Source organism: Dietzia aerolata (genome assembly GCF_014144865.1).
Classification (GTDB): Bacteria; Actinomycetota; Actinomycetes; order Mycobacteriales; family Mycobacteriaceae; genus Dietzia; species Dietzia aerolata.
On record NZ_JAALDM010000217.1, the window covers coordinates 1 to 13,781 of the forward strand.

The following is a 13,781-nucleotide window of genomic DNA, read 5'->3' on the forward strand; positions in this document are numbered from 1 at the left end:
AGGTGCTCACCCGCGCCCTGGCGGCGGTGTCGGTGGTCCTCGTCGTCGTCGCAGGGTTGGCCACCTGGCAGTACGTCGAGGCCCGCGAGGCCACGGCCGCCGAACAGCAGGTCGCGGACGCGCCCCGCGCGGCCACCGACGCGGCGCGCGAGATCGCCACCCAGATGTTCACCTACGACCACCGCACCGTCGACGCCGACCTCGCCGCCGTGCGCCCCAAACTCGCCGAACCGGCACTGGGGGAGTTCGTCGAACAATCCATGCCGACCGTCGCCTCCGCCGCCAAACAGCAGGAGGCCACCGTCTACGCGACCGTCGCCGCCGCCGCGCCGCAGGAAGTCGTGGACGCCGACAACGTGACCGTGCTGGTGATGCTGAACCGGATGGTCTCCACCAAGGAGGCGCCCGAGGCCGCCAGCTCCGCCTCCAGGCTCAGCCTGCAGATGCAGCGCGACGGCGACACCTGGAAGTTGGCCAAGCTCAACGCGCTGTGACTCCGCACGAGCTGTGATCGCGCAGGAACTGTGACGCGGGCGCCGGGACCCTACGAGGGGCCCCGGCGCTCAGCTGTCGGAGGTCGCGTCCAGCGTGTCGAAGAAGCGGCGTGCCCACGCGTGGACGTCGTTGCCCAGCACCTGGCGGCGCAGGGCCCGCATGCGGCGGCGACGCTCCTCCGGCAGGTCCTCGACGGCCGCCGCCATGATCGCGTCCTTGACACCCTCCAGGTCGTGCGGATTGCACAGGTAGGCCTGGCGCAGTTCGTTGGCGGCGCCCGCGAACTCGCTGAGCACCAGCGCCCCCGCGCCGTCGGTGCAGGTGGCGACGTACTCCTTGGCGACCAGGTTCATGCCGTCGCGCACGGGCGTGACCAGCATGACGTCGGCGGCCGCGTAGAAGGCGGTGAGCTCCGACTTGGGGACGGGCCGGTGGATGTAGGTCACGACCGGCTGCCCGATCTCCCCGAACATGCCGTTGATGCGGCCGACCGACTCCTCGATCCGCGACCGCATGATCTGGTACTGCTCGACGCGTTCGCGGCTCGGCGTGGCCAACTGCAGGAACGTCACCTCGGCCGGGTCCAGCCGGCCCTCCTCGAACAGTTCCTCCAGGGCGCGCAGGCGCACGTCGATGCCCTTGGTGTAGTCCAGCCGGTCCACACCCAGCATCAGCACGCGCGGGGAGCCCAGTTCGTCGCGCAGTCGCGCGGCTCGGGCGAGCGTCTCGCGGGAGCGGGCGAGGGAGTCCACAGCGGTGGAGTCGATCGAGATGGGGAACGCGCCGACCCGCACCATGCGGTCGTCGACGCGGATCTCGGCGGCCTTGGTCTTGCTGGAGGTCAGCCGCACGGACGGGTGCCCGCGGAGTTTATTGGCGAGGATGCGGAAATTGTCGGCACCGCCGGGAAGGTGGAAGCCCACCAGGTCGGCGCCGAGCATGCCCTCGACCAGCTCCGTGCGCCACGGCAGCTGCATGAACAGTTCGACGGGCGGGAACGGGATGTGGAGGAAAAACCCGATGGTCAGGTCGGGGCGGAGCTCGCGCAGCAGGCGGGGGACCAGGAGTAGCTGGTAGTCCTGCACCCACACGGTGGCGCCGTGGGCGGCCGCGGCGGCGGTGGCCTCGGCGAAGCGCTCGTTGACGTCGCGGTAGGAGTTCCACCATTCGCGGTGGTACTCGGGCGGCACCACCACGTCGTGGAACAGCGGCCAGAGCGTGGCGTTGGAGAAACCCTCGTAGTAGAGCTCGACGTCGTGCGCGGACAGGGGGACCGAGTGGAGCCGGATGCCGTCCGAGTCGAACGGTTCCGGTACCGCGTCGGGGACGCCGGGCCAGCCCACCCAGGCGCCGTGGTTGGCCTTGAGGATGGATTCGAGCGCGGTCACGAGGCCGCCGGGGCTGGCCTTCCACTGCTCGGTGCCGTCCGCGGTGCGGACGAGGTCAACGGGGAGACGGTTGGCGACGACGACGAAGTCGGCTCCAACCCCGGACGAGCTCGTGCCGGCATCGCGTCCCACTCGTCTCGCTCCTCACGTCGGCGATCTGGCTGGTGACCATACTGCGCTACTGGCCGCTGCGGGCCGGTCTCGTCGGCCGGCCTCGCCGACCAGTCTCGTCGGTCGCCTACTCGGCGTCCACCGGCTCGGGCGCCTCGGGGCCGATGCCGAGCATGTCGAGGAGCATGCGGCACTCCTCGGCGTCGGTGGCGTAGGAGGCCACGACCAGGCGGGCCTGGTTCGCGGTCTCGTCCGCGACCGGCTCGACTTCGATGTCGGTCTCTTTGCTTTCGGCGGCGGCTGCCATCGATGTCCTCCTGTGGTCGGTGACTTGCCCGGGTGTCCCGGGGCGGGGCGCGGAAGTCCGCTGCTGATTCTACGTCACTGGTCGGCGGCGGCCGTCCGGCGCAGATTGCGGGCCACCCATTCGCCGAAGACGATGCCCGCCGCCAGTGACAGCGCGATCGCCAGTGCCGTGAACATCAGGCCGAGACCGATACCGGTCTGGTCGCTCGTCAACGCCGACAGACCGCGGTAGACGGACAGGCCCGGCAGGAAGGGGGTGATGCCGGCGATGGTCACGACCAGCGGTGGGACCGTGGCGATACGGGCGAAGATGCCGCCGACCAGGCCCATGGCGCAGGCGGCCAGTCCGGAGCCCACCACGACGTCGAATCCGGATCCCACGACGAGTTGGTAGATCGTCATACCCAGCGCCCCGACGGCCGCGGCGAGCAGTGTCGCCCGCACGGTGGCGTAGCTGGCCACGGCAAAGCCGGCGGCGCCCACGGCGGCGGCGAGGATCGCCACGTGGACGGGGGCGTTTCCGTGGATGGCCGGGTCGATCGGGGGAGGGGACAGCCCGAGTCGGCCGAAGAGTGCGAGCGCGATGGTGATCCCGCCCAGGACGCCGCCGGTGAGGATCATCGTCTCGACCCCGCGGCCGGCGGAGGTGACGGGGAACCCCGTGATGGCGTCCTCGATCGAGCCGACGAGGGTCAGCCCGGCGAGGAGGACGATGATGCCCGCGGCGACGAGTTGGGATGGTCGGATCTCGATGAACACGTCCGCCAGCAGGACGAACGCGATGAGGGCCCAGGCGGTGGCGATGAATCCGCCCACGACCTGCTGGAAGAACGTCGGCAGCCGTTTGCCGTCGAGGTAGCGGTTCGCGTACATGAGCGCGAAGGTCGACACCATCGACACCAGCCCGGCCAGCGGGGTGCCGCCGAGCTGGACGACCACCGCGCAGCCCAGCATTGCCCAGCCGAGCACTGCCACCCGGAACGAGTGGGGGTGCGGAGACTCGACGATCTTCTCCACCTCGTCCGCGGCCTGTTCGACGGTGAGTTGTCGGCGGACGATGAGGTCGATGAGCCGGGCCACGCGCGTCACCCGTGTCATATCGACCGTGCGGTAGTTGACGACCCGGATGACCGACAGTGGCGGGCGACCTCGACGGCGGTTGACGCCGATCGTCAGCGACGTGAACGTCACCTCGACCGTGGCGTTGGGCAGGCCGAAGGCTGCGGCCACGGACTCCGCCTGCGCCACGGTGTCGGCGGCACCCTCACCGGAGGACAGGAGGATGCTTCCGATCTCCAGGGCGAGATTGAGGACGTCGGTGACGGCGCCGTCGTCGTCGAGATTGACCGGCGCAAAGGGGGACAGCGGCGGTTCCGCCGCGAGGTCCATCGCAGACTTGCGGACACCGAGCCACGCCAGGGGGCGGGTGATGCGGTTGAGTGCGTCGCGGGTCTCCACGGGGGATACCGTAGTCGGGAGTCGCGTCGGTGGTCAGGTTAGGATGATCGCAGGCCGTCGGCGACCCCGAAGGCCGTGCTGGAGTGGCGCAATTGGTAGCGCACCCGACTTGTAATCGGGCGGTTGCGAGTTCAAGTCTCGTCTCCAGCTCTCTGGCCAGCGGAAACAGGCTGTGGCGGCGGAAGATGTGGGCCGGTGCCCATCGGAAACCCACCTTAAACGTCGAGCATGGCCTCGAGCGCGTCCCGGAGATCAGGGGCTAGCGCTGCCTTCTGGACGTAGTGGGCGGTGGTAACTCTGGTCCCGGAGTGGCCCAGTTGCGCGGCCGCGGCATCGACTCCGACCGCCCTGTCGATGAACGTCGCGGTGGTCCTGCGCAGCGTGTGGAACGTAACCCATCCCAGTTCCTCACCACGCGCTTGCCGGAGCTGCCGACGCACATTGTTAGGGGAGCGGACCCCGCCGCGTGTAGAGGGGAAAACAAGCTCGTTTTCTGCCGGGAGTTCTCTGTCGCGTTGCCGGCGGAGGGCGTCGACAACGAACGGGGGCAGGACGACTGTACGGTGGCCGGCCTTCGTCTTGGCGGTCTCCTGCAAGAAGTAGGTGCCACCGACTTGAGCGATCGTCGCGGCCACGGTGATAGTGGGGATCTCGGAGTCGAGGTCTATGTGGGGCCAGCGAAGCGCGAGAGCTTCCCCGATCCGCAGGCCAGTGCCGAGAAGGACGTCAACCAGTTCTGCGAGATCGTCGCCGCGTGGTGGCCCCATCGTGTTACTGCCGGCCCATGCCGCGATGTTCTTCCGCAGGAGCGTGACCTCCTCGAGGGTCATGGCGCGGATCTCTGTGGCCGGCCTGTCCCTGGTTGAGGTTTCGCGGACAGGGTTCTGACCTATCGCGTCGTGTCGGGCCGCCATTGAGAACATTCCAGTAAGACATACGCGGCACCAGCGGGCGGTCCCGTCGGCTTCCACAGTGGTGAGGAACAGCTCGAGCTTCCCCACGGAGATCTCGTTTATGCGGACCCCGCCGAGCGCCGGGACGACATGTTTGCGGACGGTTCTGGCGTACTTCTCGATGGTTTGCGGGGACACCTTGCCGGTGCGGGAGATGCTCGAGATCCATGCGGTCCCGAGGTCGGTAATGGTGGTGTCGCCGGTGATCTCGTAACCGCCGGCAGGTCTTGCCCGGTCCCGGAGCGCAGCCTTGAGGGCACGTTCCGCAGCTGCACCTGTGGCCCCGTATCGCTCGACGAGCCGGGTGACTCCGTCGTGATCGCGATAGCGGGTACGCGCCCGCCACTTGCCGGGGGCGGTCTCGGTTCTGGTGATCGTCCCGTATGTGCCGATCTCGAGCGGTGGCCTAGCCATCGTTCTCGCGGCGCTGGCCCCGTGCTGCCCGCCGTTCCTTCATGATCTCGAGGCCCGGTTCGTAGTCGGGCGCTCGAGGGTCGTCGCCTTCGACGAGTTCGACCTGTCGAAGCTCTTCCCAGTTCCTCTGCAGCTCCTCCGCGTTCAGTCCGAGCGAGACCATCACCGCGTCTAGACGCACCTTGTCCTCAGGGGTGGAGTCAGTGTTGTTCTCGACCGTGGCCCATGCGGTGAGGAAGTCCTCGTAGCGGCGGTCAAACGTCTGTACGAGCTCTCTCCGTTCGGTGGCGAGGGAAAGTGCGTGGGAGTTGGCGAACTTCATGAGCGCGCTTCCGGTGGGCAACGTGTGGCCGGGCAGGTACTCGACGGGCATGGCGGTTGGCGGGTAAACGATGTCAATGGGCGCTACGCCCAGGGCCGTGGCGAGGATGACGACCTCGGCCACGTCGAACTTCCCGTCCCGGTGCCCGCCCTCGATCTTCGCGATAGTTCCCCTGGTGACCGGGTAGCCCAGCTCGCGCGTCTTCTCCTCGAGCTTCGCTGCGGATAGGCCGGCCTTTTCGCGGGCACGTTTCACCCCGAGGCCCATCTCTGCTGCCCGCTGACGTGCCCAAGCACGCGCTTCTTCACTACCGCGGGACACCTTCGGATTGTTCGGCATAGAAGCAGGCTACCTGTAGCGCTTGCGCCTGTCTGGAATCGGTGCCATGATTCTGAACAGAGGCAGAGTTAACGGAACATCTGCCACTATCCAGAACAGGAGTGGGGATGACCCCAGAAGAAATCGACGCCCTCGGAGTCTCAACAGACCTCCAGACCGCGTGCCGCGCCATCGGCATCAGCAAGTCGTCCGGGTACGCCGCGGCCAAGGCCGGGACATTCCCCTGCCGAGTCGTCCGTATCGGATCGCGGTATGTCGTCCCGACTGCAGGCCTGCGGGAACTGCTCGGCATGACCGATGTGGCCGCAGCATGACCCGCATGAGTCCGGCGAAACTCGCCGCCAAGAACAAGCGCACCCCCGGTGCTGACGCTGCAACGTCACTGCGCACCGAGGGCGACCAACCAACCACGACCAAGGAGGCCGTTGTGCCCAACCATAGCCCCGCCATTGTCGACGTGCTCACCCGAGTGGACGCAAAGTCCGTGCGCGACTCGGTGAACGCCGAGCACCTGGACCTGATCCGCATGCGCGACGGCTCGACCCCGACCGACGCCGAGCTGCACCTGATCCTGCGCGCCACTAACGATGATCTGAGAGCCGCTGCCGACGCCCTGCGGGCCGAGGCGGACCGGGAGTACGCCCGCCAGCAGAAGCGCGAAGACCTGGTGCGGCTGATCGAGTTCTACGCCGAGCCGATGGAGACCACTGAGGCGTTCCTGCCCCGCATGAGCGCCGCGGACCGGGCGCGGTTCTACGAGCTGACGGAGTACTTCAAGTGACCGACTACCTGCAGGCTGCGCTGGACCTGGCCGAGCAGGGGCTGGAAGTGCTTCCGCTCGTGCCGAGGGGCAAGGCCCCAGCGTGTACTCATGGCAAGGACGATGCGACTCGCGACACCGCCCAGATCCGCGACTGGTGGACGCGGATGCCGAACGCGAACATCGGTGTGCGACCGACCGAAGGCATGGTCGTGATCGACATTGACCCCCGCTCCGGTGGCTCGCTGGTGCAGCTCGGTGTCCTCCCGGAGACACACACGGTGCGAACCGGGGGCGGTGGTCTGCATCTGTATTTCTGGCTGCCCGAAGACAGCACGTACGCGGTGCGCGGGGCGGTGCTCGGAACCAAGGGCATCGACGTCAAGAGTCGTACCGGGTTTCTCGTGGCCCCGCCGTCGATCCACGAGTCGGGAAACCGCTACCGCGTGGAGCACGATGCCGAAGTTGTTGACCTTCCCGAGCATCTGCTGCCCAAGGTGCTGCACATGCCTCAGGAGCATCCGCGCGGCACCCGGCCGACACCGAGCACCGTGTTCCCGTCGTCGTCGCTTGTGAGGACGGTGCTGCAGGCCGAGGTCGGCACCCGGAACGGCATCTTCTTCTGGGCGATGTGTCGCGCACTTGAGCGGGGTGCGACCCCCGAGCAGATCGAGATGCTGCGCGCTGCTGCTGCAGAGGTCGGGCTGACCGCTTCGGAGATCGCCGCCACTGCCCGCTCTGCCGAGGGGAGGGCCGCATGAGCACAGTGGTGTTTCCTGCTCCCCGGTTCCCGATGGAAGTGGCGCGGCAGATTGTGCACCGCTGGACGCGGGCCGGTGTGCTGACCCTGCGGCGCTGGAGGGGGGACTGGTATGAGTGGACAGGTCCGCGCTGGCAGGAGATCGAGTTCTCGACCCTGCGGTCGAAGGTCTACGCGGTGCTTGAGTCCGCGCTGTATGAGAATGACGACGGGGAGCTGGTGCCGTGGGCACCGAACCGCAGGAAAGTGGGCGACGTCCTGGAAGCCCTGGACGCCGTGGCCCTGCTCGACTCACGCACCGAGCCGCACACGTGGCTCGGTGACGAGATCGCCCCGGCGCACGAGATCATCGCCTGCGAGAACACGCTTGTGCACGTGACGTCGCGCCAGCAGATCGCGCACACCCCGAAGTTCTGGAACCTCGTGGCGGTGCCGTTCCCGTACGCGCCCGAGAAGGTGCCCACACCGGCGTGGGACGGGTTCCTGGACTCAGTGTGGGGCGAGGACGCCGAGGCCATCGCGGCGCTGCAGGAGTGGACCGGATACGTCCTGTCGGGGCGCACCGATCTTCAGAAAATGATGATGATCATCGGGCCGACCCGCTCAGGCAAAGGCACAATCGCGCGCGCTCTAAACGCGCTCGTTGGCCGGGAGAACGTTGCCGGCCCCACCCTGTCCTCGCTCGGGCAGAACTTCGGGCTGGCCCCGCTCGTGGGCAAGTCGCTGGCGATGATCAGCGATGCCCGGATGAGCGGCGACACTCACACCGTCGTGGAGCGCCTCCTGTCGATCAGCGGGGAGGACACCCTGACGATCGATCGGAAGTACCGGGAGCCGTGGACGGGCCGCATATCGGCGCGTATCGCGATCATGTCGAACGAGCTGCCCAGGCTCGGTGACGCATCCGGTGCTCTGGCCAACCGCATGATCGTGATCACGATGAACAAGTCGTTCCTCGGGCGCGAGGACCGCACCCTGGATCGGCGTATTAGCGCCGAGCTGCCGGGGATCTTGAACTGGGCACTCGACGGCCTGGACCGGCTGACGACCAACGGCACCTTCTCCGTGCCCGAGTCGTCGCAAGCGTTCGTGCAGATGATGGGCGACCTCGCGTCACCGATCAGCGCGTTCCTGCGGCAGGAGACCGTGAAGGACTCTGCAGGGTCGATTCCGACCGATGACCTATACGCGGCGTGGTCCACGTGGGTCGAGGAAAACGGGCACCGCAGGACGTCCAAGAGCGTGTTCGTGCGAGACGTGAAGTCCGCTGCGGCGCACGTGGAGATCGGCCGCAATCGGCAGGGCGACAGCCGAGTGAAGGTGCTGCGAGGCATCCGGTTCCGGTCACTCGCGGAGCCCGTAACGGAGCCTACAATAGGGAAAGACCCGGACCATGTGGACCCACCCGCCCTGACCAGCGGAAACGCTGACGAAGGTGGGATTTCGACCCAGACCCACCCCGAACCGGCCCCCACGCATGTGGACCCACCTACCCCTGAGAAACCGCAGGTCAACGGGGGTGGGACCGGATGGCCCACATATTTCCCCATTGTGGGCTATACCGAGCCGGATGCCGAGGTGCAGAACATCGTCCTCGGAAGCCTGTCCACCGAGTTTGGGCAGACCGCCAAGAACATCGCTGGATCGGTCCCGAAGCCGTACCGCGAGCAAACCGACGACGTGCTGCAGGCCCTGCTGCGCGCCGGGCTGGCAACTCTGGAAGGCGACCGATACCTGAGGGTCGCGAGCGCGGCATGACCCCGCTGACCGAGTTGCTGGCCGGCCAAGACCGGTGGACCGGCGCCGCATGCCTGGGCCGGTGGGATCTTTTCGACCCCCGCCGGGATGACGAGGACCAGGAGCACTACACCGCCCGCGTCTACCGCGCACAAACCATCTGCGGCACCTGCCCGATCCTCGACGACTGCCGGGGGTACGCGTCCAACGCACGACCCCGCCACCGAGTCGGCACCTGGGCCGGCCAGCCCTACGACCTCAACGGCCGACCCATCCGACTCAAGGAGAAGCCATGAAATCCCGCCGCATCACCCGTGTGAAGATGCCCGCCATCTATGCAGACCTCCGAGTGGAACGCACCCGCGACGGGGCACGAATCACCGTGGGGACAACCCACTTCCACCTTTCAGCCGCTGAGGCCGTCCGCCTGGCGGACACCCTCGTCGACGCCACCGAGGAGTCCAAGTGACTGCAACAACCGGGCGCCTGCTGGCCCTCAACCTCGCCGCCACCACCGACCGCGAAGACGTGCGTTCGCTGATCCAGCGGCACCTGGACCTGTACTCGCGTGACGAGGTCGTGGGCGTGCTCGCAGTCGCGTTGGCAACCCTCGCTGGCGACATTCTCGCCCCAGCCGTGAACCTCATGACCGCAGGCGACGAGTGGCGCGAGGCCAACAGGGACGCGGTCCGGCAAATCCTCGCTGGACCCACCACCGAAGAGAAGGAGAAGTGACCGTGACCGACCAGACCACCACCGAGGCCACCGAGGTCGACGACCAGACCACCGATACCCCGACCGAGGACCAGCCCCAGGCGACGGAGAACCGAAACGCCGAGGCCGCAAGATACAGGCGCCAGTTGCGGGCCGCGGAGTCCGAGCGGGACGCCCTGGCCGAGACCGTGACCGCGCTACGGCGTGCCGCCGTCGAGGATCGAGTGAAGGCCCAGAAGGTCCCCACGGAAGGCTTTTGGGCCAGTGGCGTGCAGCTCGAGGACTTGCTCGACGAGGCTGGCGGCATCGACGCCCAGAAGGTCACCGCCGCCGCTGACCACGCCGTCGAAACACTTGGCTTGCAGCGAGTGGGAGTGCACATGCAGCCCGTACCGTCCGAGGGCCGCACGACCAACCCCAGCGGGTCGCAGGGATGGAAGGCCGCGTTCGCCCCCAAGTGATCTGACACCCCGGCGGGGTACAATCAACGGCAACGCAGGACCAGCGGGCCAGAGGCCCGCCCCCGCGTGACGTGACCCCCAGCGGGGGCGGTGGACAGGCCCAGGGGCCGCCATTAGAAACCAACGTTTCTTGGCGGCCCCTTTGGTGTCGCCTGACCCGAAAGGACACACCATGTCCAGCCCGATCACTACCAACACAACCGCGGCCGCCTGGTCGCCTGACGTGGTCGCGTTCCCCGCGGCCGACGTCATCCCCGACGCCCTTGTCCTGTCCACCTCCACAGTGGCAGGTTCCGTCGAGGGAGACTCACCAGTGGTGCGCGTCCCGTACGTCGAGGACGACGTCGCCAGCTTCACCGCCGAGGGCGCCGAGATCGACCACGCCAACCCCGTGCTCTCCGAGAAGGTCGTCAGCACAGGCAAAGTCGCAACCGTCGTCCGCATCTCGAGGGAGCAATACATCCAGTCCGGCACCGCCGGGATGCTGTCCGACTCCATGCGCCGCAGCGTCATCAAGGCCGCCAACCACGCATACCTCAACCAGCCCGCACCAGTCGGGCCGGACACCACACCCCCGGCCGGCATCCTCACCGACCCTGACATCGTCACCGCCAACGATGACGTGGCCGACAACCTTGACGTCATCGTTGACCTGGTCGCCACCATCGAGGCGAACGGCGCAACACCTTCCGGGATCTTGCTTGCTCCTGATACTTGGGCAAGTTTGCGCAAGATCAAGTCAGCAACCGGCAGCGCCGCCGCACTACTCGGTGCGGGCACCCAGGACGCGGCGCAGTCGCTACTGTCCCTGCCGGTCCGCGTCGACAACGCGGTGCCCTCCGGCACCGGCTTCATCTTCGACCGCAGCGCCATCGTGTCCGCAGTCAGCAACGTTGAGGTCGCAACCAACGACTCAGCGTTCTTTACCAGCGACAGTGTCGCGGTGCGCTGCGTGTTCCGGTTCGGTGCGCTTCTCGTTCGACCGGATCGAGTCGCAACCTTCGAGGTCGCCAGCGACTGACGATTCTCACCAGATCATCAACGCTGAGCAATCACACAAACGGTTGCTCAGCGTTGGTGTCAGCACACCCTCAACAGGGGAGACCAACCAATGCGCCCACACCAAACCCACCGCCGACCATCCGACACAAAACAATGGCGAGCCATCCGCGCCGCCATCCTCAAAGAATCCGACACCTGCCACATCTGCGGACTACCCGGAGCCGACGCCATAGACCACGTCATCCCCCTGGCGCACGGCGGCACCAACGACCGGACCAACCTCAAGCCCGCCCACCACAACACCGGGCAACGCTGCAACAGAGTCAAAGGCGACAGATACACCACCCCCATCCTCAAGCGATCCGGCAGCCTCAACCGACCCGCCTGACCGATACCTGGGGGGGTACCCCGACCCCGGCCGTCTCCCGCACTCCCCGGCGTAAGCGCGTCCCTCCCCGACATTCCAAACCCCAGGGGTGGTGTGTTTGTGCTGGTCAGGGGGTTGCGGTGTTTTTGGCGGTATCCGCGGTGTTTATCGCCGTGGTTGCTGTGCGGTCGTGGTGACCTCGCAGTTGCGGTGATGATGGCGGCAACCGACGTGTTTATCGCCGTGGTCCCTCGCGCACGCGGGGTGGACGGGATTGTCCGAATCCGGACCGTGTTCGGCGCACCCATCGTTTACCCATCGAAAACTCGCAACAACCGCTGGAATCGTTGGCGCTGCCGAGTGGCCAGCCAACTGTTTGACCTGCGTAAGCCGGAATGCTGAAGTCTGGCAGGAGTGTGGGTTACGCTCGGTTTTCACCGGGCGGTTGCGAGTTCAAGTCTCGTCTCCAGCTCTCCTGCCGGTACCTCGACCGGCACGCCGGAGCATCACGGCCGGCACCGGGGGACGGGAGTGCCCATGTCACGCACACTTTCCGCGGTCGGGTGCATACTCGCAGCCATGGTCCCGCTATCCGGATGCGCCTCGTCCGAGCCCGAGTCACCCTCGCCCGTGGGTATCTGGGGGCCCACCGACGGCGCCCACCTGGAACTCGCCGAGGACGGCGGCCTGACCGGCTCCGACGGCTGCAACCGGCTCATGGGGTCCTGGGAGGACGCCAGCGAGGCCGTGGAGTTCGTGGGCGTGGCCACGACGATGATGATGTGCGAGGACGTGGACGACTGGCTCGCCCGCCTCCACACCGGCGCCGTCGACGGTGACGCGCTGACGATCTTCAACATCGATGGCCAGGAGATCGGCGTCCTCGACCGGCAGTGACGTGGCCCCGCCTCGGGCCCCGCCTCGGGCTCTGCGGAGCTCCCCGCCGCGCCCAGGACTCTGCTCCATCTCAATCGGAGGCGAGCCGCCCCACCGCCGCCCAGGCCCCCTCGATCCGGCCCCGCGCCGCGCGCAACGATTCCTCCGCCCCGGCGAGATCGCCGAGGACCGCTGCGACCGATTCGTCCGTCGACCACGACGAGCCGGAATCGACCCGCAGCTCAGCCGTATCCCAGGTTTCGCACGTCGCGCGCAGGATCGCGAGCTCGTCGGCCAGTTCGGCGACCGTGCGCGCCATGTCACCCATCTGCGGATAAATGTCCTGGGGCCGTGACGTCATCTCGTAATACTCCTCACCTGTCGCTGGGTAGGATGTCTTCATCACTTATCGGCTCGAGCATCACTGACCGTGTCGACCACGACCTTATCGAGGGAGCGGGGCCCGCGATGGACCAGTTGGCGAGTGAGATCGCGATGGCGTGGAATACGGCGGTCGTTTCAGGTGATGCGGTCACGGCGATCGCGTTGTCGTCGTCGTCGATCGTTTATACAACCGGCCAGATCCGTCGCTACGAGGGGCACGAGGGGATCCGCGACATCGTCGCGGATTTCGCGCGTCTCGCCGGATTCCTCGAGATCTCCTTCGAGGGGGAGGTCCTGGAGTCCAACGGTGTCGTGGCGCTGCGCCGGCTCGAGCGGTACACGATCCCCAGCGGCGGCGTCGAGATCCGCGGCTGCTCGTTCGTCGAGGTCTCGGACGGACTCGTCACCCGGTGGGCCGATTACAAGAGCCTCGAGGCGCTCGATGCACTCGTCGGGTAGCGGGCCCGGCGGCTCCGCCGACACTCCCGGCGGTCCGGGCAAGGACATCCGGCAGATTGCTCGCGCACTGATCGAGGCCGCCTTCTCCGGCGACATCGAGGGGGCCATCGCCTGCTGCACGCCCGACCTGGAGCTGCGGATCGAGGGCATCCAGACCGTTCGCGGGCACGAGGGGCTGCAGCACATCATCGAGTTCAACACCGAGGTGTCGACGAACATCCAAGTGGAGATCCACCACATGCTGGCGGCGGGGGACACCGCGGCGATCAACCGGACCACCTACCTGACGATCGGCGGCAAGGAGATCGTCCTCGAGGTGGGGGCATTCTTCGAGTTCCGCGACGGACTGGTGTGCCGGTGGGTGGACTACCAGGACATGGGCGTCGTCACGCGCGCGCTCGGTCACTGAACGCGCGCAGCGGGTCCCGTGGGATAGCGCAGGCCTAGTGGTCCGCATTTGAAGTCTTCTTACGGT

Annotated in this window: 19 protein-coding genes, 2 tRNA genes and 1 pseudogene; 16 read left to right on the forward strand and 6 right to left on the reverse strand. The window is 67.2% G+C overall.

Going from position 1 to position 13,781, the window contains the following annotated elements; translation table 11 throughout:
• A pseudogene (locus G6016_RS12410) lies at positions 1 to 494 on the forward strand (hypothetical protein); the annotation flags it as partial.
• Positions 495 to 563: 69 nt separating this feature from the next.
• Here the strand turns inward: G6016_RS12410 and G6016_RS12415 are convergent.
• From G6016_RS12415 to G6016_RS12425, 3 genes are all read right to left on the reverse strand, one after another.
• Entirely contained in the window at positions 564 to 2,015 is a 1,452-nt protein-coding gene (locus G6016_RS12415; RefSeq protein WP_182632952.1) for a trehalose-6-phosphate synthase, read from the reverse strand.
• A 106-nt stretch (positions 2,016 to 2,121) separates the two neighbouring features.
• Complete coding sequence (locus G6016_RS12420) at positions 2,122 to 2,301, reverse strand: hypothetical protein (protein WP_182632953.1); 180 nt, start codon at positions 2,299 to 2,301, stop codon at positions 2,122 to 2,124.
• 74 nt (positions 2,302 to 2,375) lie between these two features.
• Entirely contained in the window at positions 2,376 to 3,758 is a 1,383-nt protein-coding gene (locus G6016_RS12425; RefSeq protein ID WP_182632954.1) for a threonine/serine exporter family protein, read from the reverse strand.
• A gap of 77 nt (positions 3,759 to 3,835) precedes the next feature.
• Between G6016_RS12425 and G6016_RS12430 the strand changes: the two genes are divergently transcribed.
• A tRNA-Thr gene (locus tag G6016_RS12430) sits at positions 3,836 to 3,908 on the forward strand.
• Positions 3,909 to 3,973: 65 nt separating this feature from the next.
• Here G6016_RS12430 and G6016_RS12435 read toward each other — a convergent pair.
• Both G6016_RS12435 and G6016_RS12440 read right to left on the reverse strand, forming a co-directional pair.
• A complete protein-coding gene (locus tag G6016_RS12435; RefSeq protein ID WP_182632955.1) occupies positions 3,974 to 5,125 on the reverse strand; it encodes a tyrosine-type recombinase/integrase in 1,152 nt (383 codons plus the stop codon).
• The gene (locus G6016_RS12440) at positions 5,118 to 5,786 is read right to left on the reverse strand and encodes a helix-turn-helix domain-containing protein (RefSeq protein WP_182632956.1); all 669 of its coding nucleotides are present in this window, start codon (positions 5,784 to 5,786) and stop codon (positions 5,118 to 5,120) included. Before G6016_RS12440 ends, G6016_RS12435 begins: the two co-directional genes overlap by 8 nt.
• A 107-nt stretch (positions 5,787 to 5,893) precedes the next feature.
• Here G6016_RS12440 and G6016_RS12445 point away from each other — a divergent pair, with 107 nt between their 5' ends.
• The 12 genes from G6016_RS12445 (at position 5,894) to G6016_RS12500 (ending at position 12,484) form a co-directional block, all read left to right on the forward strand.
• Positions 5,894 to 6,100 carry a DNA-binding protein gene (locus G6016_RS12445; protein ID WP_182632957.1) on the forward strand — a complete coding sequence of 69 codons (207 nt, stop codon included), beginning with the start codon at positions 5,894 to 5,896 and terminating at the stop codon, positions 6,098 to 6,100.
• 5 nt (positions 6,101 to 6,105) lie between these two features.
• Positions 6,106 to 6,567, forward strand: coding sequence for a hypothetical protein (locus G6016_RS12450; RefSeq protein ID WP_182632958.1), 462 nt, complete (start codon positions 6,106 to 6,108; stop codon positions 6,565 to 6,567).
• Positions 6,564 to 7,307 carry a bifunctional DNA primase/polymerase gene (locus tag G6016_RS12455; RefSeq protein WP_182632959.1) on the forward strand — a complete coding sequence of 248 codons (744 nt, stop codon included), beginning with the start codon at positions 6,564 to 6,566 and terminating at the stop codon, positions 7,305 to 7,307. The genes G6016_RS12450 and G6016_RS12455 overlap by 4 nt, the downstream gene beginning before the upstream one ends.
• Complete coding sequence (locus G6016_RS12460; protein WP_182632960.1) at positions 7,304 to 9,064, forward strand: DNA primase family protein; 1,761 nt, start codon at positions 7,304 to 7,306, stop codon at positions 9,062 to 9,064. The genes G6016_RS12455 and G6016_RS12460 overlap by 4 nt, the downstream gene beginning before the upstream one ends.
• On the forward strand, positions 9,061 to 9,339 hold the full coding sequence (locus G6016_RS12465) for a WhiB family transcriptional regulator (RefSeq protein WP_182632961.1): 279 nt from the start codon (positions 9,061 to 9,063) through the stop codon (positions 9,337 to 9,339). Before G6016_RS12460 ends, G6016_RS12465 begins: the two co-directional genes overlap by 4 nt.
• Positions 9,336 to 9,512 (forward strand): hypothetical protein, encoded by a 177-nt coding sequence (locus G6016_RS12470; protein ID WP_182632962.1) that lies wholly within the window; start codon positions 9,336 to 9,338, stop codon positions 9,510 to 9,512. The genes G6016_RS12465 and G6016_RS12470 overlap by 4 nt, the downstream gene beginning before the upstream one ends.
• A complete protein-coding gene (locus tag G6016_RS12475) occupies positions 9,509 to 9,778 on the forward strand; it encodes a hypothetical protein (RefSeq protein WP_182632963.1) in 270 nt (89 codons plus the stop codon). The genes G6016_RS12470 and G6016_RS12475 overlap by 4 nt, the downstream gene beginning before the upstream one ends.
• Before the next feature lie 2 nt (positions 9,779 to 9,780).
• Positions 9,781 to 10,218 (forward strand): hypothetical protein, encoded by a 438-nt coding sequence (locus G6016_RS12480; RefSeq protein WP_182632964.1) that lies wholly within the window; start codon positions 9,781 to 9,783, stop codon positions 10,216 to 10,218.
• Positions 10,219 to 10,390: 172 nt separating this feature from the next.
• Entirely contained in the window at positions 10,391 to 11,239 is an 849-nt protein-coding gene (locus G6016_RS12485; RefSeq protein WP_182632965.1) for a phage major capsid protein, read from the forward strand.
• A 90-nt stretch (positions 11,240 to 11,329) separates the two neighbouring features.
• Positions 11,330 to 11,608, forward strand: coding sequence for an HNH endonuclease (locus G6016_RS12490; RefSeq protein ID WP_182632966.1), 279 nt, complete (start codon positions 11,330 to 11,332; stop codon positions 11,606 to 11,608).
• Between the two features lie 376 nt (positions 11,609 to 11,984).
• Positions 11,985 to 12,059 (forward strand) — tRNA-OTHER (locus tag G6016_RS12495).
• 107 nt (positions 12,060 to 12,166) lie between these two features.
• Positions 12,167 to 12,484, forward strand: a complete 318-nt coding sequence (locus G6016_RS12500; RefSeq protein WP_206682310.1) for an META domain-containing protein — start codon at positions 12,167 to 12,169, stop codon at positions 12,482 to 12,484.
• Between the two features lie 70 nt (positions 12,485 to 12,554).
• Here G6016_RS12500 and G6016_RS12505 read toward each other — a convergent pair whose 3' ends face one another.
• Entirely contained in the window at positions 12,555 to 12,824 is a 270-nt protein-coding gene (locus G6016_RS12505) for a hypothetical protein (RefSeq protein WP_182632968.1), read from the reverse strand.
• A gap of 32 nt (positions 12,825 to 12,856) precedes the next feature.
• Between G6016_RS12505 and G6016_RS12510 the strand changes: the two genes are divergently transcribed.
• Positions 12,857 to 13,306: a nuclear transport factor 2 family protein gene (locus G6016_RS12510; RefSeq protein WP_241730278.1), complete on the forward strand. Its 450-nt coding sequence runs from the start codon at positions 12,857 to 12,859 to the stop codon at positions 13,304 to 13,306.
• The gene (locus G6016_RS12515; protein ID WP_182632969.1) at positions 13,290 to 13,715 is read left to right on the forward strand and encodes a nuclear transport factor 2 family protein; all 426 of its coding nucleotides are present in this window, start codon (positions 13,290 to 13,292) and stop codon (positions 13,713 to 13,715) included. The genes G6016_RS12510 and G6016_RS12515 overlap by 17 nt, the downstream gene beginning before the upstream one ends.
• The last annotated feature ends 66 nt before the right edge of the window (positions 13,716 to 13,781 follow it).

Bases quoted from the DNA above. Each gene is read 5' to 3' on its own strand.
- G6016_RS12420 (WP_182632953.1), bottom strand. From the start codon at position 2,301: ATGGCAGCCGCCGCCGAAAGCAAAGAGACCGACATCGAAGTCGAGCCG.
- G6016_RS12435 (WP_182632955.1), bottom strand. From the start codon at position 5,125: ATGGCTAGGCCACCGCTCGAGATCGGCACATACGGGACGATCACCAGA.
- G6016_RS12440 (WP_182632956.1), bottom strand. From the start codon at position 5,786: ATGCCGAACAATCCGAAGGTGTCCCGCGGTAGTGAAGAAGCGCGTGCT.
- G6016_RS12445 (WP_182632957.1), top strand. From the start codon at position 5,894: ATGACCCCAGAAGAAATCGACGCCCTCGGAGTCTCAACAGACCTCCAG.
- G6016_RS12450 (WP_182632958.1), top strand. From the start codon at position 6,106: ATGAGTCCGGCGAAACTCGCCGCCAAGAACAAGCGCACCCCCGGTGCT.
- G6016_RS12460 (WP_182632960.1), top strand. From the start codon at position 7,304: ATGAGCACAGTGGTGTTTCCTGCTCCCCGGTTCCCGATGGAAGTGGCG.
- G6016_RS12465 (WP_182632961.1), top strand. From the start codon at position 9,061: ATGACCCCGCTGACCGAGTTGCTGGCCGGCCAAGACCGGTGGACCGGC.
- G6016_RS12470 (WP_182632962.1), top strand. From the start codon at position 9,336: ATGAAATCCCGCCGCATCACCCGTGTGAAGATGCCCGCCATCTATGCA.
- G6016_RS12485 (WP_182632965.1), top strand. From the start codon at position 10,391: ATGTCCAGCCCGATCACTACCAACACAACCGCGGCCGCCTGGTCGCCT.
- G6016_RS12490 (WP_182632966.1), top strand. From the start codon at position 11,330: ATGCGCCCACACCAAACCCACCGCCGACCATCCGACACAAAACAATGG.
- G6016_RS12500 (WP_206682310.1), top strand. From the start codon at position 12,167: ATGGTCCCGCTATCCGGATGCGCCTCGTCCGAGCCCGAGTCACCCTCG.
- G6016_RS12505 (WP_182632968.1), bottom strand. From the start codon at position 12,824: ATGACGTCACGGCCCCAGGACATTTATCCGCAGATGGGTGACATGGCG.
- G6016_RS12510 (WP_241730278.1), top strand. From the start codon at position 12,857: ATGTCTTCATCACTTATCGGCTCGAGCATCACTGACCGTGTCGACCAC.
- G6016_RS12515 (WP_182632969.1), top strand. From the start codon at position 13,290: ATGCACTCGTCGGGTAGCGGGCCCGGCGGCTCCGCCGACACTCCCGGC.